The sequence below is a fragment of the Acidiplasma sp. genome, from assembly GCF_038728925.1.
Classification (GTDB): Archaea; Thermoplasmatota; Thermoplasmata; order Thermoplasmatales; family Thermoplasmataceae; genus Acidiplasma; species Acidiplasma aeolicum.
Window position 1 is genome coordinate 1 of record NZ_JAVYSZ010000011.1, and the last position, 22,846, is coordinate 22,846.

The 22,846-nt window shown below is 33.4% G+C and carries 23 protein-coding genes, 1 other RNA gene and 1 riboswitch; of the genes, 13 read left to right on the forward strand and 11 right to left on the reverse strand.

All coding sequences use genetic code 11. The features are described 5' to 3' along the window. A partial coding sequence (locus tag QXW15_RS05310) for a hypothetical protein (RefSeq protein WP_342790088.1) occupies positions 1-1,428 on the reverse strand: 1,428 nt, incomplete at its 3' end. Between the two features lie 125 nt (positions 1,429-1,553). On the opposite strand from QXW15_RS05310, the gene QXW15_RS05315 reads away from it, so the two are divergent. The 4 genes from QXW15_RS05315 (at position 1,554) to thrC (ending at position 4,938) form a co-directional block, all read left to right on the forward strand. Next, positions 1,554-2,432 carry a DMT family transporter gene (locus QXW15_RS05315; RefSeq protein WP_048101140.1) on the forward strand — a complete coding sequence of 293 codons (879 nt, stop codon included), beginning with the start codon at positions 1,554-1,556 and terminating at the stop codon, positions 2,430-2,432. Between the two features lie 61 nt (positions 2,433-2,493). Further along, positions 2,494-3,468: a mevalonate-3-kinase gene (locus tag QXW15_RS05320; RefSeq protein WP_048101139.1), complete on the forward strand. Its 975-nt coding sequence runs from the start codon at positions 2,494-2,496 to the stop codon at positions 3,466-3,468. Between the two features lie 54 nt (positions 3,469-3,522). After that, positions 3,523-3,690 (forward strand): preprotein translocase subunit Sec61beta, encoded by a 168-nt coding sequence (locus tag QXW15_RS05325; RefSeq protein ID WP_048101138.1) that lies wholly within the window; start codon positions 3,523-3,525, stop codon positions 3,688-3,690. A gap of 216 nt (positions 3,691-3,906) precedes the next feature. Beyond that, the gene (gene thrC / locus QXW15_RS05330) at positions 3,907-4,938 is read left to right on the forward strand and encodes a threonine synthase (RefSeq protein WP_309221629.1); all 1,032 of its coding nucleotides are present in this window, start codon (positions 3,907-3,909) and stop codon (positions 4,936-4,938) included. Positions 4,939-4,943: 5 nt separating this feature from the next. Here the strand turns inward: thrC and QXW15_RS05335 are convergent, their stop codons facing one another. Next, positions 4,944-6,287 carry a cobyrinate a,c-diamide synthase gene (locus QXW15_RS05335; RefSeq protein ID WP_048101136.1) on the reverse strand — a complete coding sequence of 448 codons (1,344 nt, stop codon included), beginning with the start codon at positions 6,285-6,287 and terminating at the stop codon, positions 4,944-4,946. Continuing rightward, positions 6,274-7,266 carry a cobalt-precorrin 5A hydrolase gene (locus tag QXW15_RS05340; RefSeq protein WP_048101135.1) on the reverse strand — a complete coding sequence of 331 codons (993 nt, stop codon included), beginning with the start codon at positions 7,264-7,266 and terminating at the stop codon, positions 6,274-6,276. The genes QXW15_RS05335 and QXW15_RS05340 overlap by 14 nt, the downstream gene beginning before the upstream one ends. An 82-nt stretch (positions 7,267-7,348) precedes the next feature. On the opposite strand from QXW15_RS05340, the gene QXW15_RS05345 reads away from it, so the two are divergent. The 4 genes from QXW15_RS05345 (at position 7,349) to QXW15_RS05360 (ending at position 11,621) form a co-directional block, all read left to right on the forward strand. Then, a complete protein-coding gene (locus QXW15_RS05345) occupies positions 7,349-8,086 on the forward strand; it encodes an enoyl-CoA hydratase/isomerase family protein (protein ID WP_048101134.1) in 738 nt (245 codons plus the stop codon). 80 nt (positions 8,087-8,166) lie between these two features. After that, positions 8,167-8,268, forward strand: a riboswitch (TPP riboswitch). A gap of 22 nt (positions 8,269-8,290) precedes the next feature. After that, positions 8,291-9,508, forward strand: a complete 1,218-nt coding sequence (locus QXW15_RS05350; RefSeq protein ID WP_048101360.1) for an MFS transporter — start codon at positions 8,291-8,293, stop codon at positions 9,506-9,508. Positions 9,509-9,595: 87 nt separating this feature from the next. Continuing rightward, positions 9,596-10,987 carry a proline--tRNA ligase gene (gene proS, locus QXW15_RS05355; protein WP_048101133.1) on the forward strand — a complete coding sequence of 464 codons (1,392 nt, stop codon included), beginning with the start codon at positions 9,596-9,598 and terminating at the stop codon, positions 10,985-10,987. 1 nt (position 10,988) lies between these two features. Further along, a complete protein-coding gene (locus QXW15_RS05360) occupies positions 10,989-11,621 on the forward strand; it encodes an HAD-IB family phosphatase (protein WP_054963887.1) in 633 nt (210 codons plus the stop codon). Positions 11,622-11,636: 15 nt separating this feature from the next. Here the strand turns inward: QXW15_RS05360 and asd are convergent, their stop codons facing one another. From asd to QXW15_RS05375, 3 genes are all read right to left on the reverse strand, one after another. Further along, complete coding sequence (gene asd / locus QXW15_RS05365; protein WP_048101132.1) at positions 11,637-12,662, reverse strand: aspartate-semialdehyde dehydrogenase; 1,026 nt, start codon at positions 12,660-12,662, stop codon at positions 11,637-11,639. Next, positions 12,647-13,696 carry an aspartate kinase gene (locus tag QXW15_RS05370; protein WP_052656682.1) on the reverse strand — a complete coding sequence of 350 codons (1,050 nt, stop codon included), beginning with the start codon at positions 13,694-13,696 and terminating at the stop codon, positions 12,647-12,649. The genes asd and QXW15_RS05370 overlap by 16 nt, the downstream gene beginning before the upstream one ends. 146 nt (positions 13,697-13,842) lie before the next feature. Beyond that, complete coding sequence (locus tag QXW15_RS05375; RefSeq protein WP_048101131.1) at positions 13,843-14,328, reverse strand: hypothetical protein; 486 nt, start codon at positions 14,326-14,328, stop codon at positions 13,843-13,845. Positions 14,329-14,420: 92 nt separating this feature from the next. Here QXW15_RS05375 and QXW15_RS05380 point away from each other — a divergent pair, with 92 nt between their 5' ends. Together QXW15_RS05380 and QXW15_RS05385 are read left to right on the forward strand one after the other, a co-directional pair. Continuing rightward, on the forward strand, positions 14,421-15,149 hold the full coding sequence (locus QXW15_RS05380; protein WP_342790089.1) for a carotenoid biosynthesis protein: 729 nt from the start codon (positions 14,421-14,423) through the stop codon (positions 15,147-15,149). A 161-nt stretch (positions 15,150-15,310) separates the two neighbouring features. Next, positions 15,311-16,789, forward strand: coding sequence for an MFS transporter (locus QXW15_RS05385; RefSeq protein WP_048101129.1), 1,479 nt, complete (start codon positions 15,311-15,313; stop codon positions 16,787-16,789). Between the two features lie 335 nt (positions 16,790-17,124). On the opposite strand, the gene QXW15_RS05390 is transcribed toward QXW15_RS05385, so the two are convergent. Further along, a complete protein-coding gene (locus QXW15_RS05390) occupies positions 17,125-17,628 on the reverse strand; it encodes a glycosyltransferase family A protein (protein ID WP_342790090.1) in 504 nt (167 codons plus the stop codon). 59 nt (positions 17,629-17,687) lie between these two features. Next, positions 17,688-18,686 carry an NAD(P)/FAD-dependent oxidoreductase gene (locus QXW15_RS05395; RefSeq protein WP_048101127.1) on the reverse strand — a complete coding sequence of 333 codons (999 nt, stop codon included), beginning with the start codon at positions 18,684-18,686 and terminating at the stop codon, positions 17,688-17,690. A gap of 100 nt (positions 18,687-18,786) precedes the next feature. Between QXW15_RS05395 and QXW15_RS05400 the strand changes: the two genes are divergently transcribed. The 3 genes from QXW15_RS05400 to QXW15_RS05410 all read left to right on the forward strand — a co-directional run bounded on the left by QXW15_RS05400 (position 18,787) and on the right by QXW15_RS05410 (position 20,780). Beyond that, the gene (locus QXW15_RS05400) at positions 18,787-19,296 is read left to right on the forward strand and encodes an NTP transferase domain-containing protein (protein ID WP_048101126.1); all 510 of its coding nucleotides are present in this window, start codon (positions 18,787-18,789) and stop codon (positions 19,294-19,296) included. 39 nt (positions 19,297-19,335) lie between these two features. Continuing rightward, positions 19,336-19,638, forward strand: an RNA gene (gene ffs, locus QXW15_RS05405) — signal recognition particle sRNA. Continuing rightward, positions 19,629-20,780 carry an HD domain-containing protein gene (locus QXW15_RS05410; protein WP_055032648.1) on the forward strand — a complete coding sequence of 384 codons (1,152 nt, stop codon included), beginning with the start codon at positions 19,629-19,631 and terminating at the stop codon, positions 20,778-20,780. Before ffs ends, QXW15_RS05410 begins: the two co-directional genes overlap by 10 nt. Here the strand turns inward: QXW15_RS05410 and rimI are convergent. The 3 genes from rimI to QXW15_RS05425 are packed head-to-tail and all read right to left on the reverse strand — an operon-like array spanning position 20,767 to position 22,752. Then, positions 20,767-21,216, reverse strand: a complete 450-nt coding sequence (rimI, locus tag QXW15_RS05415) for a ribosomal protein S18-alanine N-acetyltransferase (RefSeq protein ID WP_052656681.1) — start codon at positions 21,214-21,216, stop codon at positions 20,767-20,769. The two genes, QXW15_RS05410 and rimI, sit on opposite strands and share 14 nt — an antisense overlap. Before the next feature lie 58 nt (positions 21,217-21,274). After that, a complete protein-coding gene (gene rhaD, locus QXW15_RS05420) occupies positions 21,275-22,036 on the reverse strand; it encodes an L-rhamnose 1-dehydrogenase (RefSeq protein WP_048101124.1) in 762 nt (253 codons plus the stop codon). A gap of 5 nt (positions 22,037-22,041) precedes the next feature. Beyond that, a complete protein-coding gene (locus tag QXW15_RS05425; protein ID WP_048101123.1) occupies positions 22,042-22,752 on the reverse strand; it encodes a helix-turn-helix domain-containing protein in 711 nt (236 codons plus the stop codon). Positions 22,753-22,846: the final 94 nt, after the last annotated feature.

Genomic DNA, 22,846 nt, shown 5'->3' on the forward strand with positions numbered 1-22,846 from the left:
ACCAATGGCAGATACAGTCCCATTAAAATTAATTGTGGAATTATAACCAATTATATCTGACATATTTATTTTATGATATTTACCGGAGGAATGGAATACACTGGGATTTTCAAATAGTCCGGCCAAAAACCTTTCATTATCACTGGTTTTATTCCCACCCAAAAGTAGGGAATAATTGCCATAACCATATATCAAGGCTGATGACCTGAAATTTTCTGAATCATATTTTTTTATTATATTATACATTGATAAATTAGAATTGTAGTTATTAATAACATTTTTAATATATTTTGATTCATTGATATCCTGACCATAAACATATAATTTATATTTTGAATAATTGTATGCAAGCAGTAACTGCGGATTGATAATTCCAGAGTTTTTTAGGATCCCTGAGGTTCCATCAGAGCCTAAAGTATAATTATTTTTGGAAACAACAACAAAAAGCCCTGATGGTACCATTGATAATAATTTTTTAAGGTTCCCTGATATTGGCAGATGTACTATAGAATTTGAGATGTATGTAAGATTATTGCTTAATATGGATGCTGCAAGAATAATATTTGAATTAATATTAGTACTGTTCTGGGCAAGAATCACCGTGTTTATTAATGATCCATTCTCTGTAATAATGTTAATAGATGCCTGAATACCCACATTATTTAGATTATTAGCCGAATTTGCCTCTGTATTTGCATGGTTTATACCGGCAGGAATTACAAAAAATGATGAGATAACAATTAATGTTATAATTACCACAATTATGGCCTCAGCCCTGGCCATCCCTTTATGCCTTTTTTTAAACAGTGAGGCGATAACACCTGAAACCAGAATAACAATTGCCAGGTTCTCTATAATATTAATTATAATAGGATATACAAGTGAGTAGTTAAAAATGCCTGAGGAACCATAAATGCTTGTTTCTGGATTTAAAGCCACAGCATTATTTTTTCCTATTGCTGCAATAATTATGCTGTAAATTGTTGAAATTAGGGGTTCATTCTTTATATCTATTAAATTAACATTGTATGGAATCATATTTGGTAATATGGATAATATTCTCTCCACCCTGCCTGTTATATCAGGAATTGCAGAGGTATATGATGTTATGTCAAGAACTGATATAAGCACAAGGATCATAAAGGAAAATGTTAAAGAATACAATAAAATGGATGTGCCCATGGCCCTGAGCCCTTTTCTTGTGCTGATTCCAACAATAATGCCTATTATAATCCAGCTTATCATTATTGCATAATAATGTATGGGATTTCCTGCGAGGAGACCAATGATGCCCAATAATAGTGGGAGACCATATCCAAGATATGGACCCAGAAGGTTTATCAGTGGTGAGTAAAGCGGTGATACCATATAATATGAAAGCATGACCACACCGATACCACCGGCGATTAAGCCCAAAAGTTTTCCCATAAATATAAAACTTATATCTTTATATAAATATTTGTTTTAAAAATTATAATAATTTCTGTAAATATTAAAAAAATAATGAACATGGACATAATAATAGTTTTTATATATTGTTGAAATTGACCGGTATGTCCAGCAAAACTGGGAAATGGTTTCTTTACGCATTGGTTGGATCCTCTTTCTGGGGATTCTCGGGCACGGCCTCATCTGCATTATTCATAAGGTACCATTTCAGCGCCATATTATTGTCATCGCTACGCATGTTAATAGGTGGCATTTTTATTATAATAATATTCAGGGCAGGGATACCAAGGAAGGATGTAAAAAATTTTCTGGTATTTACCTTCGCCGGTCTTATGCCCGTACAGATTTCATATATTGAAACAATAAAATATACAAATGCAGCAACAGCAACGCTTATACAGTACCTTTTTCTGCCAATTATTTTCATTTATGAAATTTTTAAAAAAATTATTCGGGTTGATAGATATATAATTATTTCGACGGCCTTTGCAATATTTGGTTTAATTGAACTTATTTCTGGTTTTCCATTTAGCGATAAAAATATTTTAATTAATATTTACGGTATTATTTTTGGAATGATCTCAGCTGTAACTGCTGCAGCATACATAATAATGTCCGGTAATGTAATCTCAAAAAATGGTAGCAGCTCATCAATAGGCTATGCACTTTTAATTGGTGGAATAGTGACGCTTCCATTTTCATTAAATAAAATGTATTTGTTCGATTCGTATATAAAAGCGGAATTTATTGGTGTTATTTCACTTATTCTCTTTATTGGGATTATTGGCACTGCACTTTCTTTCTGGCTGGTAATTTCATCCAGAGAAAAAATAAGCTCCACAAAAACATCCATCGCTGCGACGATGGAGCCATTTATGGCCGCCATTACATCATCAGCGTTTTTAGATATTTTTTTAAAACCTGTTCAGTACATTGGCTTTGCATTAATCATAATATCAGTAATAATTTCAACAAAGAACTGATTTAAATAAAATTTAAAAATATATTACGAAAATACTTTAAATTTGAAGACAATTAGGTCGCATGGATACAAAATATGTTGAGGCAAGGGCATATCCAACAATAGGCATAATACTTCTGGGTGGCGTTTCAGATGAAATAAACAGACTGCCATTGCATACTACAGCCGGAATAGCCTATACCGGACTAAATAATGAAATATATGTTAAAACTGATTTATATATATCAAAAAATAAAAAGGGAATCGTAAATGGCAAGGATATTGATGTGAATTCTGAAAGATCACCATTTAGGGTAATAGATAAGTACAAACATGAGATTTTAATGCGTGCCGGTGAGGATGATGATATGAATATATCATTTATATCAGAGAATGTTAATGTTCTGAGTGGGAGTTCGGATGCCGGCGCTGCGGCCATAGGTATATGCATAGAATCCATTTTTGAATACAATATAAACATATTTACATTCGAAAATGATCTGCAAAAAATATCAGAAAGTGCAGGCAGAAGCCTATATGGAGGACTAACAATTAATCATGCAAATGGAAAGGAATCACTCACAGACCATATTCTGGATGCAGATGCATTTGATGATTATGTTATTGTGGGATGCCACTTCAGTGATAATAGGCAACCGTCGGATGTTATACATAAAAATATAATTAAACATCCAGAATACCCGGAGAGGGTAAAAAATTCTGAAAAAAAGGCAAAGGAACTTGAGAAATTGGCTCAGGAAAGGGATATAAAAAAGATCTTTGAACTGGCAGAGAATGATACTAATGATTACCACAGACTTTTAAACGATGTTGGTGTCCATATTATAACAGGAGAAATGAAAAATTTCATTGAACGTGTAAAGGAGCTGAAGAATAACTTCTGGAACGCATATATAGTAACCGGTGGTACCAATGTATTTGTGGCTGTTGAAAAGAAAAATATGAATAAGGTGGCTGATGAGGCGAAAAACTTTAATGCAAACCCCGTGTTTCTAAAAGTTGCAGGTCCACCCGAGGTAATTTCAAGGAATTTTTGAAACACTAAAAATTAAATTAGAAAAATTTAAATCCCATCAATTACTTATAAAACTATGGCTAAGGATAACCAGAATGAAAATTTTCAGTCTGGGGCAGGTTTAATACGTTACTTTAATGAGGAGGAGATTAAGGGTCCAGCTCTTGATCCAAAGCTTATAATATACATAGCAATTGCCATGGCAGTTATAGTTGAGCTTGCAAGGGTATTCTGGCCCGTTTAAATTTGAATATTTTAAGCATTTAAATAGATAATATTAATAGCAATGCAAAACTATTTTATATTTATAAATATTAACCCTTAGATGCCATATTCTATATTAAAATGCCCTGTTTGCGGCAGTGAGTATCAAATTGATAGAAATAGCTATATTTGTGATAAATGTGGTAATATTCTAGATGTTATCCAGAGAGATATTACAAATTTTAAAATAACGTCCATGAAAGGTGTCTGGAAATATAAAGAAATTGTTCACCCCGGGCTTAATAACAATCAAATTATTACAAAAATGGAGGGCGATACAAATATCTATCACCATCTGAAATTATCCGAATACTCGGGAATTAAAAATATTTATATGAAACATGAGGGTGAAAATCCAACAGGTTCATTTAAGGACCGTGGTATGACAGTTGCAGTTTCTGAGGCAATAAGGCAGGGCTTTAAAAAAACATTATGCGCCTCAACAGGCAATACATCCGCATCTGCAGCAAGCTACAGCGCATATGCCGGAATAGACAGCTATGTGTTTATACCAAGCAAAAAGATATCAAAAAATAAACTGCTTCAGGCATATTCTTATGGTGCAAACATAGTAAACATAGATGGTGATTTTGATACTGCCATGTCCAACCTCCGGGAAACACTAAAAAAAAGATCTGATTTTTATGTTTTGAACTCCCTTAATCCATGGAGAATTGAGGGCCAGAAGACAATCATATATGAAATAATGGAAAAAATGAGGCCTGATTTTATATCATTTCCTGCAGGAAATCTTGGGAACACATCAGCATTTGGGAAGGCACTCATAGAAATGAGGGAAATGGATATGATAGATTATGTTCCAAGGCTTATAGCGGTGCAGGCCGAGGGGGCAAGCCCGTTCTACAATTACATAAACAACCATGAGGAAACACTTCACCCCGTAAGGGCGGAAACGGTTGCAAGTGCCATAAAAATAGGAAATCCGGTGAATTATATTAAGGCAAAAAGGTCCATAGAATTCTCACATGGCATTGTTGAAAGGGTAAGCGATGCTGAAATACTTGAGGCAAAGAAAATTATAGACCGTGCGGGTATTGGCTGCGAATCAGCATCGGCAACATCACTTGCAGGTGTTAAAAAACTTCGGGAAAAGGGGTTTCTTGACGCATCAGATACTGTTGTGGGCATACTTACAGGGAATCTGCTTAAAGAATTAAATACGGACGTTCAAATTAACATGCTTACAATAGATCAGGTAATGTCCTGATCTTATTACCTTTTATGATATTTATGGCACGATGATACAAATCTTTCAGGAATTTTTTTATTTGACGGGAAGTAAAGGTGTGAATATCCTGCCAGAATATTTTCGGTATAAAAGCCATCCGGACCTGAACTGGTATTATAGGCATAATTATTTTCCACATTGTATTTTATTTTTGAATAGTGGAATTCATGACCCCGTATTTTATAACCCTTTTTAAAGAGTATGTTGTCCGATAATGATTCAACAGTGCGGTATCCAAGAACAAGTTTATCCATATAAATATCAGAGTCTATTATGCCGGCCATGAAATGCCTCTGATTATTATATTCTATTGACTTTGATAAATACATGTAGCCTCCACATTCTGCAAAAATTGGCATGCCATCATTACCAAGCTTTTTAATTTCCTTTAATACAGTTTTATTTTTTTCCAGATCGCTGGCATAAACCTCAGGGAATCCGCCGCCTATGTAAATACCATCCACGTCTGGGATATTTTCTGACTCCATGGGGCTAAAATATTTTATTTCTGCACCATAATGCTCAAGCAGTTTTAGATTTTCATCATAATAAAAATTAAACGCGCGGTCATATGCCACGCCTATGGAGACTTTAATATTTCTGTTCTTTCTTTCTTTTACATTATAATTACCTGAATGAGATTTTTTAGATATTGAAAGAACAGAATTTAAATCCACAGATTTTATAATTTCATTGCCAAGTGATTCCAGATAATCCTTATTCCTGTAACCCTCTATATATGGAATAAGCCCCAGATGCCTTGAACTTAAACTTAAATCATTATTTTTTTTAATACATCCAAGAACCTTTACATTTGATAATGACTCTATTGCCTTTTTAACAATTAAGCAGTGATAATCACTTCCCGCCCTGTTTAAGATTACCCCGGCTATCCTGAAACCCCTGGCCTGGGATTTAAGTCCGTTTATGATTGACGCTGCAGTTCTGGCCATTGATGATATATCTATAACAATAATAACAGGAATTTTTAGTATTGAAGCTATTTCGGCTGTGCTGCCACGTATTGAATTATAATCCTTGCCATCATAGAGCCCCATGACGCCCTCTATTATGGAAATATCATAACCCTGTGATTTCCTGAAAAAAATGTCCCTTACAATGGATCTTGATCCCATCCATGAATCCAGATTATCTGATGGATTTCCTGAAACAAATGACTGGTATCCGGAATCAATATAATCCGGGCCAATTTTAAATGCCTTTACGCTGTATCCCAGTTTTTTAAGTGCGTATATTAATCCCATTGAAACGGTTGTTTTACCAGACCCACTGGATGGTGCAGCCACAATAATGCTATTTATTTTCATATTCAAACACCGATATTACAGCATCCTTAAACTTTTCTGCACGTATAATCTCATTGCCATTATTTGATGCCGCCCTTGCGGCGGCATTGGCAACAGAATAGGCACCGGTATACTTATAAACTGTTTCAGACCTGTAGGAAGAATATTTATTTAATGTATTATTATCAAAGAAGAAAATTCTGGCATTAAGCCATTTTGCAATTTTTTTAATATCATCGTTATCTGACTTTATATCTATTGTTGCAATGGCATAAACCGATGAAATATAAAATCCTTTTTGCTTAAAAACAAATTTAATATGGTCCTTAAGTGAATTAAAATTTGCATACGTTGAGAAGCCTATTCCTATTACAAGAACTTTTGGAACCATAACGACAAAATTTGTGCTTTTCTCCTTAATATATGTGATTATAATCCCGTAATTTTTCCCCCCAGACCCAGAAATGTTTATATGGATGCCTGTTCTGTTTATTAGCCTAAAACCGCCATTATTTATTATTTCAGAGGTTACATATTTAATTCTTGATTTATTCATTATTTTCATTCCGTATTTATATGCAATAACCTCCGGAGACATTACACCGGAAATCTCTGATGCTGTTGTAATTACTGCCTCACCTCCAAGCAGGCCGGAAACATATAATGCAAGGTCATTTGCGCCGCGATGTCCGGATATCATGCTGATTGAAAATTTTCCATTATCATCCACAGATATGATTCTTGGATCGTTAAACTTACTCCTTAAAAATGGCGCAATAATTCTTATGGCAGCACCAAGTGCCATAACCATAATAATGCAATCATAATTATTGAATATGGATTTTATTTCCTTTTTAATATCATCATAACAATGAAAATCCCCAGGATATTTTAACCTGCATGGAACATAAACGTTAGCATGCATGTGATTATTAATTATATCTGCAACCCTAATACCGCTTATTGATGCACATACAATAGCCGTTTTACTGCAATCCACATGCGATTATTAATATCTGGTTAATATGCATTTTTATTGACCTGATAAAAAAATATATAAGTAACTCTTGCTATAAATATTCATGTATAACAACATAGATTTGGTATCAGGCGATGTTTCCATAATTTATTTTAAACGTGAGGAAAAGCTTAATACCCTTACCTTGGACATGGTCAATGATATAAAAAATGCCATGGAGGAGGTAAAGGATACCGCAAGGTGTGTTATAATTGAGGGTAAAAGGAATTTTTCAGCTGGTGCAGATATAAAACAGTTCAGGGATTTAAACCCAATTGATGCATATTCCTTCCATAGAAAATTAAACGAACTTGCATTTTATTTTAGAGATTATAATGTTCCTGTTATATCTGTTTTAAATGGCTATGTGCTTGGTGGCGGCCTTGAACTTTCATTATCCACTGATATAAGGGTGTGCAGTAAAAATGCCCAGCTGGGCCAGCCTGAAATAAACATCGGTGTAAACGCAGGTGCCGGTGGCAATGTAATACTTCCCCATGTCATAGGCAGAAACCGGGCACTTTACATGATACTGACCGGAGAGAAAATAGATGCACAGACAGCTTATAATTTTGGCCTTGTTGACATTATATCAGATGATGCACACAATGAGGCGTTAAGGATTGCCAGCATGATTGCCAAAAAACCTATAGAAACTGTTATATTTGCAAAAAGGGCTGTAAATAAATCATTTATGAATTCAATTAACATTGACATGGATTACGAGGCATCATTATTTGGCCTCCTATTTTCGTCTGGAGAGACAAGAAAAAAAATTAATGAATTTTTCAATAAAAAATAATTACAATTTTAAAATCCCTGAATTAAGGGGTATGGCATAATTAATTAATATTGGAAACATTTATATATTATATATATATTTATTTTTTACCGGGGAGCCATTAAATTGGCTGAGAGGATTGGGATCGACCCGTGGAACCTGATCCGGTCAGAACCGGCGGAGGGAGATGGCTATGGTTGTGTATTTTAAAAAATGGTGGAATTTATGTTAACCCAGAAGCAGAAATACATGCTTCTTTCCAGCTCGTCTGGGTTAACATTTTGGGGGATTGTCGGCACATTAGGACCACTGGCAGCCTCAGGGTCAATCATTGGTGTTCTTCCAAAATCGCTTAAGGTATTCGTGCTTTTGATTGGGCCAATATTTGTTCCATTCGGCAACTTCTTAATGGGGATTCTGTCGGACATACTTGGAAGGAAAAAAATATTCATAATAACAATGGTACTATACAGTGCTGGAATAGTAATAATTTCATTAAGCTATACATTTATTCCACTTGCCATAGGTTTAATGATAGCCGAGTTTGGAGTTGGTGGTGAGGAAATACCTTCATTATCCCTTATATCTGAGGATTCCCCTGTATCACAACGTGCCAAATGGCTTACAATAATAGCTGATTTTGACAATATTGGAAGCGCATTAATTGCGGGTATGTTCCTGATAACCTCAAATACTTTATATGACAGGATTATTTTATTAAGCTCCGCAGCAGTCTTAATAATAATAATGGTTTTCGCAAGAATAAGGCTTCCAGAATCATATAAATGGCTTGAATCCCGTGGCATGGAAAGGGAATCCGAAATGCAGAAATCGGAGCTTTATATAGATACTGAAGGGATAAAACAGAAAAAACCATCCTACAGGTTAAGCTTTTTTGTTCTATTATCCATTGCAATATCCCAATATACCACATTTGGACTTATGGCGTATATTATTGGCCCATATGAATTCCCGGGGGCATACACCGATAACATGATTATTTTTGTTGCACTTGTTGGTGCCTCTGCAGCCGGATTTATAGCAGCACCACTGATTTCATCTGGAAGGAAATTTTTTACACTTTACTCATATTCTATTGGCTTTGCAAGCACAGTTTTAATATACATCCTTGTGCCATATCTTAGGAATTTATATGTATTCTTTCCGTTACTGTTCATAAATATGATGATGAGCGAGTTTGGATGGGCTTCCAGAACCACCCTTGAACCTGAATTATTTCCAACAAAAATGCGCGGAACCTTTATAGGCACGGTAAGGCTTGGCCCAATGATTGTTTATCCAATTCTTGTTTATGCCACAAGTTCCTTCAGCCTTTCACAGTTTATACTCCTGAATGTATTCCTCTGGGGTCTTGGTGCTGTAGGTGCGGCAACGTGGTATGTGCATGGCATAGAAACAAAGAATGTTGATATAAATTATTAACATAAATATTTTTTATTTACCATTTTTATAATAACAGGATTAAAACTGCACAAAAACAATATATAATCATAAATTATAACAGGTAAAATGGAAAACAAAAAAGAGAATTTCAGTGAATGGTACAATGAAATTATTGAGCTCGCCGGGCTTACCGATAAAAGGTATGAAATTAAGGGAATGAATATATGGATGCCCTATGGGCTAAAAATAATGCATTTAATTGATGATATCATTAGAAAATATTCAGATGAAAAAAAATTCCAGGAGGTAAGCTTTCCAGTACTTATATCCAGAAAGCAGCTTGAGGTTGAATTCGAGCATGTTAAGGGATTTGAAAATGAAATTTACTGGGTTACAAAGGGTGGTAAGGACACACTTGATGTGGATCTGGCCCTGAGACCAACCAGTGAATCCGCAATGTATACAATGTTTCCTTTATGGATAAGGTCACATACTGATTTGCCATTTAAAATTTATCAGATAGTTAGTGTTTACAGGTATGAAACAAAGCACACAAGGGCATTTATACGTGTCAGGGAAATACATTTTTATGAGGCACATACCGCGCATAAAGATTATAATGATGCTGAAAAACAGATGAATGAATATCTTGATATATGGAAAAAAATTGCATCAGAACTATGCCTTGAATATTCACTGGATGTAAGGCCTGAATGGGATAAATTTCCCGGTGCAAAATATTCAATAGCCTTTGATACGCCAATGCCGGGATACAGGTCCTTGCAGGTTGGCACAATTCACGAGTATGGCGAAAACTTTGCCAGAAATTACAATATTAAATATCTTGATGAGAATGGCGATCTTAAATATGTTTCACAGACAACGTTCGGACTTAGTGAAAGATTGCTTGCAGCAGTTATTGGAATTCACGGTGACGATAAGGGTTTAATACTTCCATACAGGATTGCACCTGTTCAGATAATTATAGTGCCAATTCCCGGTGAAATATATGATAAAATCCTTGAATACTCCAGAACAATAATGGATGACCTGAAGAATATGGGTTACAGGGTTGATATTGATGAACGCGATTATACACCTGGATACAAGTATAATGATTGGGAAATGAAGGGCGTTCCACTAAGAATTGAGATTGGCAGCAGGGAATATAATGAAAATATGATAACATTATCACTTAGAACACAGAAGAAGAAGATTAAGATATCAAGACAGAACCTTAGGGATGTTGAAAATTATCTTAAAACAGTAAATGATGATATTAAGAGTCATTCATTAAAATTTTTTAATGATAACATCCACATGGCAAAATCCATTGATGACATGAAAAATGAATATATGGTTAGGGCCTACTGGTGCGGATCAAAAGAATGCTCTGATAAGATAGAGGCGCTTACCGAAAAGGCTGCACTTGGCAATATTTACAATGATAAAACATCAGGAAAATGCATAGTATGCGGAAGGGATGGAAAATTATCAATGTTTTCAAGGACATATTAGTATGAAAACAAAAATGGTATTTTTTGATATGGATGGTGTGATTACAAGGGAGAAGAGCAGCTGGCATTATGTGCATTCCAGGCTTGGTGTTGACAATTCCCAGAATTATAAAATGTACATGGATGGAAAAATTTCATATGATGAGTTCTTCGAGCTGGATATTAAAATGTGGATGGCAAAGTTTGGTAAAATTAAAAAATCGACCATAATAAACATACTTGATGAGATAAAAATAAGGAATTGCTTTGACAATGTAATGTCATCCTTAAGGAAGATGTCTGTAAAAACAGCAATAGTGTCCGGTGGAATTTCATGGCTTGCTGAAAAAATAGGGGCAAAATATGGAATTAATTATATATATGCAAATGAAATACTAACTGATGATAATGGATATATAATCCCTGCCGGAAGGATTAGTGTAATCCCGGACAGAAAGGATATAGTTATAAATAAAATTATAAGGGCCAGTGGAATAGATAAAAAGGAAACTTTGTCAGTTGGTGATTCTGCCGGTGATTACTCAATGCTTGTCTCCACTGATAGATTTCTTTCAATTAATTCTGATGATAAAATATTAAATGAAAATGCCTTTGCTGTGATAAATAACCTTGGAGAATTATTAAATTATTTATAAAATTTTTATTAAATTTTATGCAACACCCATTTCATTCATTGTTTCAAGTGTGAGCACCGTTATACCTGCTGCACCCCTGACAAGATTATCACCGAGTATTACCATGCGCAGGTTTTTATTTTTATATTCCAGCCTGCCAACATGTATTTCCATACCATTGCTTAGATCCATCTTATGCTGCGGCCTGTTTTCCTCATCATGTATAATAACAGGGTTTTTGGGTGCAGTGTAAAGATTTTTAAATTTTTTTAGTGGTGTGAAATTCCTTAATGAATTTTTAAAGTTTTCAATATCAATATCATCGTTAAATTCAATATTCATTATGCCCATATGCCCAACCTTAACAGGCACCCTAACAGATGTTACATACATGTTAAGTTCCCTGTTTATTATTTTATTATTGCTTACAAAGCCAAACATTTTTGATATTTCTGCAGGTATTTTTTCCTCCTCCCCATGTATATACGGTATTATATTATCATCTATGGACATATATGAAAGGCCGGTGAATCCGGCACCGCTGACTGCCTGAAGTGTCGACAGTGTAATTTTTTTGTAATCATGCCTTAAAACCTCAACCATGGGCATGGACATTATAGTGGATGTGCAGTTTGGGTTTTTCACAAATTTTGTATCCATTTTTTCAAGCAGTTCCAGATGCTGATAATTTAATTCAGGATTAATTAATGGTATGTTCTCTGCCATTCTAAATGGAGACGCATTTGATATTACATTAATTCCGTTTTTTATCAATTTTATCTCTATATCCTCTGCAACCTCAGGCGGGAGTGCTGATAAAACATAATCCACATTTTTATGGTCCTCCGGGTCTGTTGAAACCATTTTCATATCCCTGAACCTTTCTGGTATATCCCCGGGTTCAACCCATGCCACTGATTCTGAATATTTTTTTCCGATCTTTGATCTTGATGCCGAGAGGTTAACAACATCTATGTATGGGTGATTTTCAAGTATTCTTAACATTTTCTGACCAACAACACCGGTTGATCCAAGTATTGATACCTTTATTTTGTCCATAATGGAACCTCTGAAAGATATCTTTTATTTTTCTCAAGATCCTCATCCATTATTACTGATAATGATGTGTCGTCAAGGTGATATAAATGGGTTTTACCTATGGCATTTAATATCTGCGAGCTTGTGTCAACCTCAGAAAGGCCATGGCCTATAAATACCAGCATATTTTTATTCCCGTATGTACCTGTTAATGCTATGCATTTTATTGTTTTTATTTCATTATGTGTTATTACTGTTTTACCCTCCTCATAAAGGCTTTCTATTGTTATCTCTATATCTGAATCTATTGCAGGACTGAATGTTTTATAATTAAAATTTTTAACCCCCACATAGGACATTTTTATGGCCTCTTTAATTGACACCTCTGGCAATGTTCTTGCGTCGGGAAAGACCTTGGGGTCATATGTCATTATGCCTGGAACATCAGTTATTAATCTGACACTGCAATGTAGAAATCTGCCAAGCAATACAGCAGTGTAATCACTGCCACCCCGGCCAAGGGTTGTAACCTTTCCTGAAAGGGTTTTTCCGGTAAATCCAGGTACTATAGTTATTTTATGTTTAAACTCCATGTTTTTTAAATTTTCCTCCGTATATTTATAAAGACATGAGGCATCACCAAAATTATCATCTGTTACTATAAATGGCTCTATATAATAATCAACATCAAGGCCGTGGTGCTTTAGATATGAATATAATACCATAACGGCCATTTTTTCTCCGTATGACAGGATTAAATCACGGTTTTCAGGCGTATCAGGACGCAAGAGATTGTTAAGCACATCATTCTTAAATGCTAATAAATTGAAATATGAATCTTTATCATAGAAGTTATTCATAAGCTCCATATGCCTTGTAAAAATTGTGTCAATAATACCTGTGTTCCTTGTATTAATAGCTTCTATTAGATTATTCGTCACGTTCCGCATGGCGGAAGTGACAATAATGCATTTTTCACAGGCCTCTATTTTGTTTCTTATAAGGGCCAGATCATCACTGCCCTTAAGTATTGAGCCACCAACTTTTACAACGTGCATATTATCACTTTCATAACTGTATATGCATGTAATATTTAATATTTAGGAAATACCTTTATATTCAAATGATTGTGAGTAATTATTTATTTAAAATTGTTAATTTTTAATCCAATAAAATGGCCTCCCAGGGGATGGTTTTAAAAAAATTATTGCCCCCCATTTAAATCCCTGTTTGAATTTAAAAATTCCCGGTACCTGCTGTACAATGTTAATGATTCGCCTATTATAAGTCCAAGTGTAAATGCCAGTATTAAATCGATAATAAATCCTGCAAGGATATTTAATGGATATAACAGGAAAAGAAATATTCTGGCAATAAATGATGCAAGCCAGAATGCCATTATTGCCTGCGACCTTTTATAATACAATCTGTTATTTCTATAAAAAAATTCAATGTTATCTCCAAGCCTCAGGCCAAATAGTATTCCTGGAAATATTAGGACAAGAACAAGAATTGTGTAATCTAAATTTGAATAAATTCCCTCAAGTGAGAATAGAAGCAAAATTGCATAAATTAATGGTAGGGAAAAAATCCTTGATGCCCTGAATTTTCTGCCATTTAAGCCGGAATACATTCTTCTTATGGCTATAAATAAAACGAATATTATAATTATTAAATATGATAGATTCATTTAAACACCTTAGAATATATTTTTATAAAAATATTATGATTTAAATATTGAATTAAAAAAATATTAAAATTCTATTCTGCCATTATAAAATAATGGAAAGATGCTGGAAGGCTGTATATACATATCTAATTTTCGGCATTATTATGCTTTTAATATACGAGTATTCCCATATTTATGAACTTGCAATTATATATGAAATCATTTTTATATTTATATATATTTACCATTCATTAAATTATCTTGGTTCAAAAAACACAATTAAATTTATTTTTTTGGGTTACTTTACATCATTATTAATAGAAATAATAGGAGTTAATTCGGGTTATCCCTTTGGAAGATACTATTATACATCATTGCTTGGGCCCAGGATATATGGAGTTCCATATGCAATACCTCTTTTTTGGGTTTCAATTATTTATTTTGCAGGAATTGCAGGTAATTTTAGACTGTATTCGGTACCATTTTTAATGGTTATATTGGACCTATCATTCGATCCACGGTTTTCACTGCATTTATGGCACTGGATAAAACCCGGCATATATTTTGGCGTTCCCTTATCAAATTTTGCCGGATGGTTTGCTGCCTCATTAATAATTATGGCGGTTATTGGAATTTTCATAAAATTTAATAAATACAGGATAAGCATCAATGGCATGTTATTTTATGTATTATTTGGATATTTTCAGGCTCTTGAGGATACAGTATCTGGGCTTTTAAAGCTGGCAGTAGTATCAACAATTATGTTCACCATAATTTTAATAATATTCTTAATTATACAGTTCTCTATAAATAAAAAAATATTGATGTCTCAAAAGATGTAATTTTTATATCGTATCTTTCAAGTAAATAATTTAAAGTTTTTGTTCGAATAATATAAGGTTTATTTATTATATTAATATATTTATAAATATTTTTATACAAACAACTTGAAAATACACATTGTAAAGTAATATTTAAATATAGATTGTATATAAAGATTTTTATGAAAAATTTGCTACATGATTTAGATAAAGAGAATCCAGAACTAAAAAGTTTCTATTTAAGCCTTGTGCTAATGGCAACCCTTGGTGGTTTTCTGTATGGCTATGATCAATCAGATATAGGATCTGTATTAATTTATATACCCTATTATAATCCACACGCCTCTGCCTTTGTTGTTGGATACATAGCCTCGGGGGCGCTGCTTGGCGCTGCCATAGGTGCAATTACCGCAGCATTTCTTACAGACAGGTATGGCAGGAAGTTTTTCTTAATTGCAGATATAGCTGTTTATGCTCTTGGTATATTTTTATCAATTATCACCATAAACGTTGTTATGCTCATGATTGCCAGAACCGTCGTTGGTTTTGCCATAGGTGCTGATTCTGCCGTTGCAACAGCTTACATAAGTGAATTCACACCAAAATCTAGGAGGGGCAGGTCAGGTGCCATGCAGCAGTATATGATAATACTCGGGATATTTCTGTCCTTTCTGGTTGCAATGATTATATTTCTGGAAATACCAGCATTGGCCCATACTGTTGACTGGAGAATTATACTGGGACTTGCCATTATACCCGCGATAATTGCACTAATAATCAGGGTGAAAATGCCGGAATCACCCAGATGGTTAATTCTGAACAGGAAATTTGACAAGGCTGGAGAAACCTTAAAGAAATTTGGTATTGACGTCAATGATCAGGATCTTAATTATACATTTGAGAGACTTCAGGCACAGGAAAAAAGATCAAGAAAGGTAGACTCTGGGGCGAAGAGAGCACTTTTAATTTCAGGTCTATTTATGATATTTTATATAGCCAACGGTGTTAATATACCATTAATTTACGGGCCTTACATAATATCCGGGCTTCCCATATTCCCATCCGTAACAAATAAGGTTATATCGGATGCATATTCAATTGGCGCAACAGCCATACTTGTGGCAATAATGCTGGTGGCAACATATTATGGCATGGCTGCAATAGACAGGGTTGGCAGGCGCAAACTTGCATTAATAGGATTTATAGGCATGGGTGCAAGTGATTTCATTGGTGGTATATTATACTTAATGCATGTTGATATAGGCTTATTATTCGGCCTTGCAGGTTATTTAATATTCTTTGGAATAGGTGGTGGAGTTGTTGCATGGCTGATTCAGGGGGAATATTTTCCAACTGCATCAAGAGGGTTTTTTGCCGCCATTGTTGCATTAATAGACTGGACCACAAGTTTTGTTGTTGATGAGATATTTCCTTACATGAAATCCGTACTCGGCCTTGGCTATTCTGTTATAATTTTTGCTTTTGTTTCTGTAATTGCAGTTGTAACTTTATTTTACATTATGCCTGAGACCAAAAACCTCTCAGTTGAGGAAATATCATCAATGTTCAGGCACACAAATCTATTTGAATTAAGGCACTATAAACCTGAAATAAAAAAGGAGGATGAAAATGTCCCTGAACCAGCCGCTGGGCAAAAATAAATTTTTATTATTTTATTGTAAGTTTAAAATATTTTAAAAATGATCTTAAAACAAGTAGGGGTCTAACAGAATAAAACCCAAAAAATAAAAGGTAAATCCAGTATATAAACTCCGGTGGGGTCTTATCGAAACCTCTGGAAAATATAGTAAATCGGGTTATTACATATATCCTCTTTAAATGCTTTTTAGGTCTTCTGGAATCAAAAATATTTTGAAAATACACAATATTATTGAGATATAATTTTAACCATGAACAGTAATTATTTCTTGAGGTATTTTTCTGATGCTCCCTGTAATATGTGAGCACGGTACTGGTGTTCAAAATATTGCACGAATTATCTAATGCACATAAATAAATAAAAGTGTCCGGTGCAGCTGAAACTTTTTTTTATTTGTTCAAGATATCTCATTAATATGTTCTTATTTACAGAAATTGATGACATATTAAAATCTGGTTTTCTTCCCAGCTGCCTGTAAGATGCATTTTTAATGTTGCCGGAAAAAAACAATGAATTATTGTGGATATACCCAATATTTTTGCTGGAAAATTCATTATAAATAAATTCAAGCTTTTCAGGAAGGAATATGTCATCATCGTGCATGAAAACAATAATATCCGAACCTGCATTTTTAATTCCCAGGTAAATGTAATTTCCAATTATTCCATCTGTAATAATTTGTCTGACATTTAAATTAGTATAATTGCTTAAATCAAAACTAAAGTTTGATATTAAAATAACCTCAAAATCTTTAAATTTTTGTGATGCAAGAGAATTAAGTGAATCTTTTAAAAAATCCTTTCTATTATATGCAAAAAGCAGTACTGAAATGGATGGCATAAGATAATAAGTATAATTTAATTATAACTTTTTCTTTTTTCCTTATTAATAAATAAAAATTAATTATTGTTTAATTTTTTAATTGTTTTGTCTGTTTTTTTGTTTACATAATTCTTGATAATTTTTATAATACCATTTTTCTGGAATTTATTGGATTTTATAAGCAATAATTCACCACCTATGTTTATGATATTCCCGGATGCTGTATATTTAAACTCCAGATCATTTCCCATGGCATTTTTCATGGAAATCTCACCAGATTTTCTGGCCATAAACGCTGTCAGTGGTACGTTTAAATTCATTATTTTCATTGAATCCCCGCAGGCATAAACATCATCATATTCAACAGACCTTAGTTTATTATTAACAATAATTCTTGAATTTTCCTGTTTTATATCAAAAGTTTTTATGATTTTATTTCCGGTTATTCCACCAGCATAAATAACAGTGTCTGCCAAAATTTCAGAATTATTAGTAATAACCCTATCTCTGGTAACATGCATCACCCTTTCATTCATAATAATGTTTACACCCATATTTTCAAGTTTGCTTTTTATATAATTGGAGGCATTTATGTTAATACCATTGAGAAGATGTTTTCCGGAATTTATCAGGTTTATTTTTTTACCCTTGATGATGCCAGCAAGTTCAACGCCAAGATAACCACCACCTATTATTACAACGTTATTACTATTTTCAAGTCTATTTTTTAATAAATCTGCATCCTTGGAGGATTCAAGTTTAATCATGTTCTCATATCCATCAATATTTTCATAGGCCTGTGAGTGCCCAAGTGCAATTATTAATTTGTCATACGTGTATGTTTTATTTAATCCCTTAATTTCCCTGTTTTTAAAATCAACATTTTTTATATCATCCAGTATATCAACCCGCCTTTCTTTTCGTGCATAATCATTTTCATATCCATTTAAAATATATATGTACCTTGTTGGTATATCAATAAACCTACTTTTATCAATAGAAATGGCTGATTTATTTGCCATTTTCGCATAAATTCCGGAAAGGCCCATGCCAAGAATGTAAATTCCATTGCCCATGTTATTGCATAAAAAAATTATATATTATATTATTGCAAAGGTCAATGCATATTTTTCTTAAATTTAAAAAGTTTATTATCGGATAAAAATATGTGACCCTATGGAAGCGCTGATAATGGCTGGTGGTATGGGAAAAAGAATTGGTAATCCTAAAAAAATGCTTCTTATGATCAATGGAGAGGCCATTATCATTAGATTATTAAAAATTATTAAATCCCTTGGTCTAAATATAAATGTATGTACCGGGCCGGAAACGGTTTTTTTAAATGAAATTGGGGATATAAATATAATAAATGGAACCGGTGATTATGCCATGGATCTTAAAACCTCAATAAATTCATTAAAACTGCCCGTCATTGTTCTTCCTGCAGATATTTTAATAGATAAGGAACTTTTGAAATCCTTTATTGAAAAATCAAAAAATTATAAGACCGGAATATTGAATATGCTAATAAATAATGAGCTTTCAGGCATTTCCATTTTTTATGAATATTTAAATGATGCAGAGCTGGCATATGAGAATATAAATTTTAATTCCAACTCATTTTTTAATATTAATACAGAATATGATTATAAAATGGCCAAAGAATATTATAAAAATATGCATTGAAATAGCATAAATTTTTTTAACATGATATAATTATCTTATCGCTGGACTTGACCGGGGAGCCAGGCACTCCCTGTGACCCGTGCCTAAATGCGGGGGCGACTGCCCGGTGAGGGCAACCAGGCCTTTGGCAGTCTCCATGGAATCGTTGAATCTCTGTCCTTTTGGATCGGGGGTTTATACATGCATACTCAAAGGAGAATGCATGTATAATTTGCTGAAAAAACCCGCCAGGCCCGGAAGGGAGCAACGGTATTTCAGACCGCCGATGCTGAGAGGGTGCGGGGAGGAGAGGAAGTGGAGGGCACTACCAAAACACCTGGTCTGATCCGGGTGTGTCCAGCATTGATGATAAAATGTATAAAATAATTCAGGATCCTTTAAACGGGCCGGTGAAGGTAAGCGGGATTTTTCTTGACATTATAAATTCAATATATTTTCAAAGATTAAGATATATAAAGCAGCTCGGGCTCTGCAACCTGGTTTTTCCAGGGGCAAACCATACAAGATTTGAACATTCCATAGGGACAATGTTTCTTGCCAGTGAGATCAAAAATTATATAGGGATTAATGATGAAAGACTTGAAATTGCTGCATTGCTGCACGATATTGGGCATACACCATTCAGCCATTCCATAGAGGATAAATTTTTTGAAAATTTTGGATTAATCCATGAGGATTTAACATCTGACATTATTACAGGTAAGGGGATATATGGAGATAGCGTTATCCCTGAAATACTAAATAAATATGGATATAACCCTGAGGAAATAGCTGACCTTGCCACAGGAAGAAATAAAAAAACGGTTTTATCTAAAATAATAAGTGGGTCACTTGATGTTGATGAGCTTGATTATTTAAGGAGGGATTCATTTTACTGTGGTGTTAATCTTGGAAATATCGATTATAAAAGGATATTTAATACCATAAAAATATCTGAAAATGACATAGTTGGTGAGGAAAAGTCAATACCGACAATAGAATCGGCAATAATAGGCAGGGTTTTAATGTATAGCTCTGTTTATTTTCATAAAACATGCAGGATAGCACAGAAAATGCTGGGCATTGCCTATGAACTTTATAATGGAAAGGATAAAAATGATCTAAGAATGAACGATTACGAGTTTATTTATGCCCTGGAAAATGATAAAAAATCCTCTGAAATTATAAAAAAGATTAAATCCAGAAATTTGTATAAAATAATATACAGGAGTAGTTACAGTGAGGATGCCTTAAATAATATAAGGGAAAAAATGTCCGTGTTTGATAGTGATTTATATATAATAGATGTAAACCCACCACTTTATTTTAATGAAAAGTCCAGGTTAAAAACGGATTTTACAGTATATTATAAGGATAAAAAATATGAAATTAATAAGATATCATATATAGTAAACGCGCTCAATGAAAACATAAAACGCAGGGATATTATAGTCTCTGCTGATGAGAGCATTCTTACCAAGGCAGCTTCCATTATAAAGACTTAACCATTCTGAATGCATTTTTGCTTCCCTTATATGGTATGCAGTAATAATTTTTTAAAAACTCTGATTTTACATAACCGTGCTTTAAATAAAAATTAATGGCAACATAATTTTTTTCCCGTACCTCAAGCACTGATTTTTTATATCCTTTTTTCTTTATTATCTCCTCTATGGAATCAAGTAATGAATCCCCAAGATGCCTCCCCTGATACTTCGGGATAACCGCTATACTTTCAATATCAACCTCATATTCATTTAATGGAACTGCGGTAACGTATCCTATATATTCATCAGAATCTGTTGCAACAAGGGTAAATGCATCCTTTGAAAAAACCATTTCAATTATTTCATCTATATTATATGGACCAACATCAAATGCACTGTGCTCAATTTCATAGATGCCTTTAAGATCATCCGAAACAAAAGATCTTATATTCACAGGATATTATTTAATACTAATATTTTATATATTTTATTCTAAAAAAATTTAATTAAATTTACTGTAAATTAACTAACATTCCCCCATCTGCTAGGAGCTCTGCACCATTAACATAAGTATTTTCGTCTGATAAAAGGAATAATGCTGGACCAACCATATCCTCTGGAGTACCCAACCTGCCAAGTGGTATCCTTTTTTCCATGTATCTTCTTTTCTCAGGATCTGAAAGATCATCTGCATTAATATCGGTTAAAATAGTTCCAGGTTCAAGTGAATTTACCAAAATTCCATACTTACCAAGGATTATTGCAAGTGAATGCATCATTCCATTAATACCCGACTTTGTCGTTGTATAGTGAGCTTGGTATTCTCCACCAACTATTGCACTTATTGAACTTATAAATAATATTCTACCCTTGATATGATTTTGTATCATTAACTGAGATATTTTTTGTGTTATGAAAAAATGACTTTCCACATTTAAAGTCCAGACATCATTAAAAAGGCCTACATCTATATCAAAATAATTTTTAAATGGGCATATACCTGCATTGTTAACAAGTATGTCAACATGGTCAAAAGTTTTCTTAACAAAATTTATAAATGCTGGAATTTCATTAATTTTTCTCTGATCTATTTTATAACCATATGCTTTAACGCCAAGATTTTTCATATATCCTTCAGCTTCTACTGCGGCGTTTACATCATGTGCATATGTAAATATAATATTCGCCCCTTCCCTTGCAAGACCTTTGGCTATTGCATTTCCTATTCCTTTATTTCCACCAGTAATAACGGCATTTTTATTATCAAAACGCATTGAAATCACCTATCTTTTGAGTATAATATAGGTATATTACTATTAATCCAGTTATGTATAATTTTTTCTGTTCCCTTCCTTATATATTCCTCTAGTGCTGATTTTGAGATGCCTGTCATTTTTTCAAGATCTTTAAGATAGAGCCTTCTAGGCATACTATAATAACCATTCATAAATGCTGTATATATTATGGTTCTTTCCTGTTCAGTAAGTTCAAAAAAATCACTGTAGTATTCATGGTAATTAATTTCAGAAAGCGTAAATTTTTTAATTTCCCCAATTTTTGAAAGTTCACTTTTTAAATCCTTTGCAGACTGATTTCTAATTAAGGCATTAACAGTCTCAACATTGTTCTCAATGTAATCATTTTGATATATTACACCATTCTCATAAAGTATTGAACTTATCATCCCATCATACTTTTCCTTAAAGAATATCTGGTATATTTTTTTATTAACATTTATAGGTAAAATATTGTATATTTCCTTAATTGCATTTGAATTTTTAAATTTGTGTAAAAATTCATGTATAATATTAGCTGTGGGTGCTTTTACCTCAATAGAGCCAAAAATATATCCTCTATCACGGTACACATTATGTGCTAGAGTATGTACCTTTACAGGCATATTTTCAGTTATATTGGTCCAGCAATTTTCATGATTCATTTTAAAATTTACCCTTATAATGTTTTCTTCCGATAATGAATGGGTATTCATAATTTATTTAATTGTTATTTATATATAAGTTTTTCTTATACTTGTTATATAAATCAATGCTGATATTATTATAAAATACTACTGACTATAAAAA

Excerpts from the sequence above, each read along its gene's own strand:
- QXW15_RS05395 (WP_048101127.1), bottom strand. The coding sequence starts at position 18,686 with ATGGGCAATGGAATTTACATTCTTGGCATGGGCCTTTCCGGAATTTAT.
- QXW15_RS05325 (WP_048101138.1), top strand. The coding sequence starts at position 3,523 with ATGGCTAAGGATAACCAGAATGAAAATTTTCAGTCTGGGGCAGGTTTA.
- rhaD (WP_048101124.1), bottom strand. The coding sequence starts at position 22,036 with ATGCGTTTTGATAATAAAAATGCCGTTATTACTGGTGGAAATAAAGGA.
- QXW15_RS05335 (WP_048101136.1), bottom strand. The coding sequence starts at position 6,287 with ATGAAAATAAATAGCATTATTGTGGCTGCACCATCCAGTGGGTCTGGT.
- QXW15_RS05380 (WP_342790089.1), top strand. The coding sequence starts at position 14,421 with ATGGAAAGATGCTGGAAGGCTGTATATACATATCTAATTTTCGGCATT.
- thrC (WP_309221629.1), top strand. The coding sequence starts at position 3,907 with ATGAAAGGTGTCTGGAAATATAAAGAAATTGTTCACCCCGGGCTTAAT.
- QXW15_RS05350 (WP_048101360.1), top strand. The coding sequence starts at position 8,291 with ATGTTAACCCAGAAGCAGAAATACATGCTTCTTTCCAGCTCGTCTGGG.
- proS (WP_048101133.1), top strand. The coding sequence starts at position 9,596 with ATGGAAAACAAAAAAGAGAATTTCAGTGAATGGTACAATGAAATTATT.
- QXW15_RS05375 (WP_048101131.1), bottom strand. The coding sequence starts at position 14,328 with ATGAATCTATCATATTTAATAATTATAATATTCGTTTTATTTATAGCC.
- QXW15_RS05370 (WP_052656682.1), bottom strand. The coding sequence starts at position 13,696 with ATGCACGTTGTAAAAGTTGGTGGCTCAATACTTAAGGGCAGTGATGAT.
- QXW15_RS05345 (WP_048101134.1), top strand. The coding sequence starts at position 7,349 with ATGTATAACAACATAGATTTGGTATCAGGCGATGTTTCCATAATTTAT.
- QXW15_RS05425 (WP_048101123.1), bottom strand. The coding sequence starts at position 22,752 with ATGAATACCCATTCATTATCGGAAGAAAACATTATAAGGGTAAATTTT.
- QXW15_RS05315 (WP_048101140.1), top strand. The coding sequence starts at position 1,554 with ATGTCCAGCAAAACTGGGAAATGGTTTCTTTACGCATTGGTTGGATCC.
- QXW15_RS05400 (WP_048101126.1), top strand. The coding sequence starts at position 18,787 with ATGGAAGCGCTGATAATGGCTGGTGGTATGGGAAAAAGAATTGGTAAT.
- QXW15_RS05390 (WP_342790090.1), bottom strand. The coding sequence starts at position 17,628 with ATGCCATCCATTTCAGTACTGCTTTTTGCATATAATAGAAAGGATTTT.
- QXW15_RS05385 (WP_048101129.1), top strand. The coding sequence starts at position 15,311 with ATGAAAAATTTGCTACATGATTTAGATAAAGAGAATCCAGAACTAAAA.
- QXW15_RS05360 (WP_054963887.1), top strand. The coding sequence starts at position 10,989 with ATGAAAACAAAAATGGTATTTTTTGATATGGATGGTGTGATTACAAGG.
- QXW15_RS05320 (WP_048101139.1), top strand. The coding sequence starts at position 2,494 with ATGGATACAAAATATGTTGAGGCAAGGGCATATCCAACAATAGGCATA.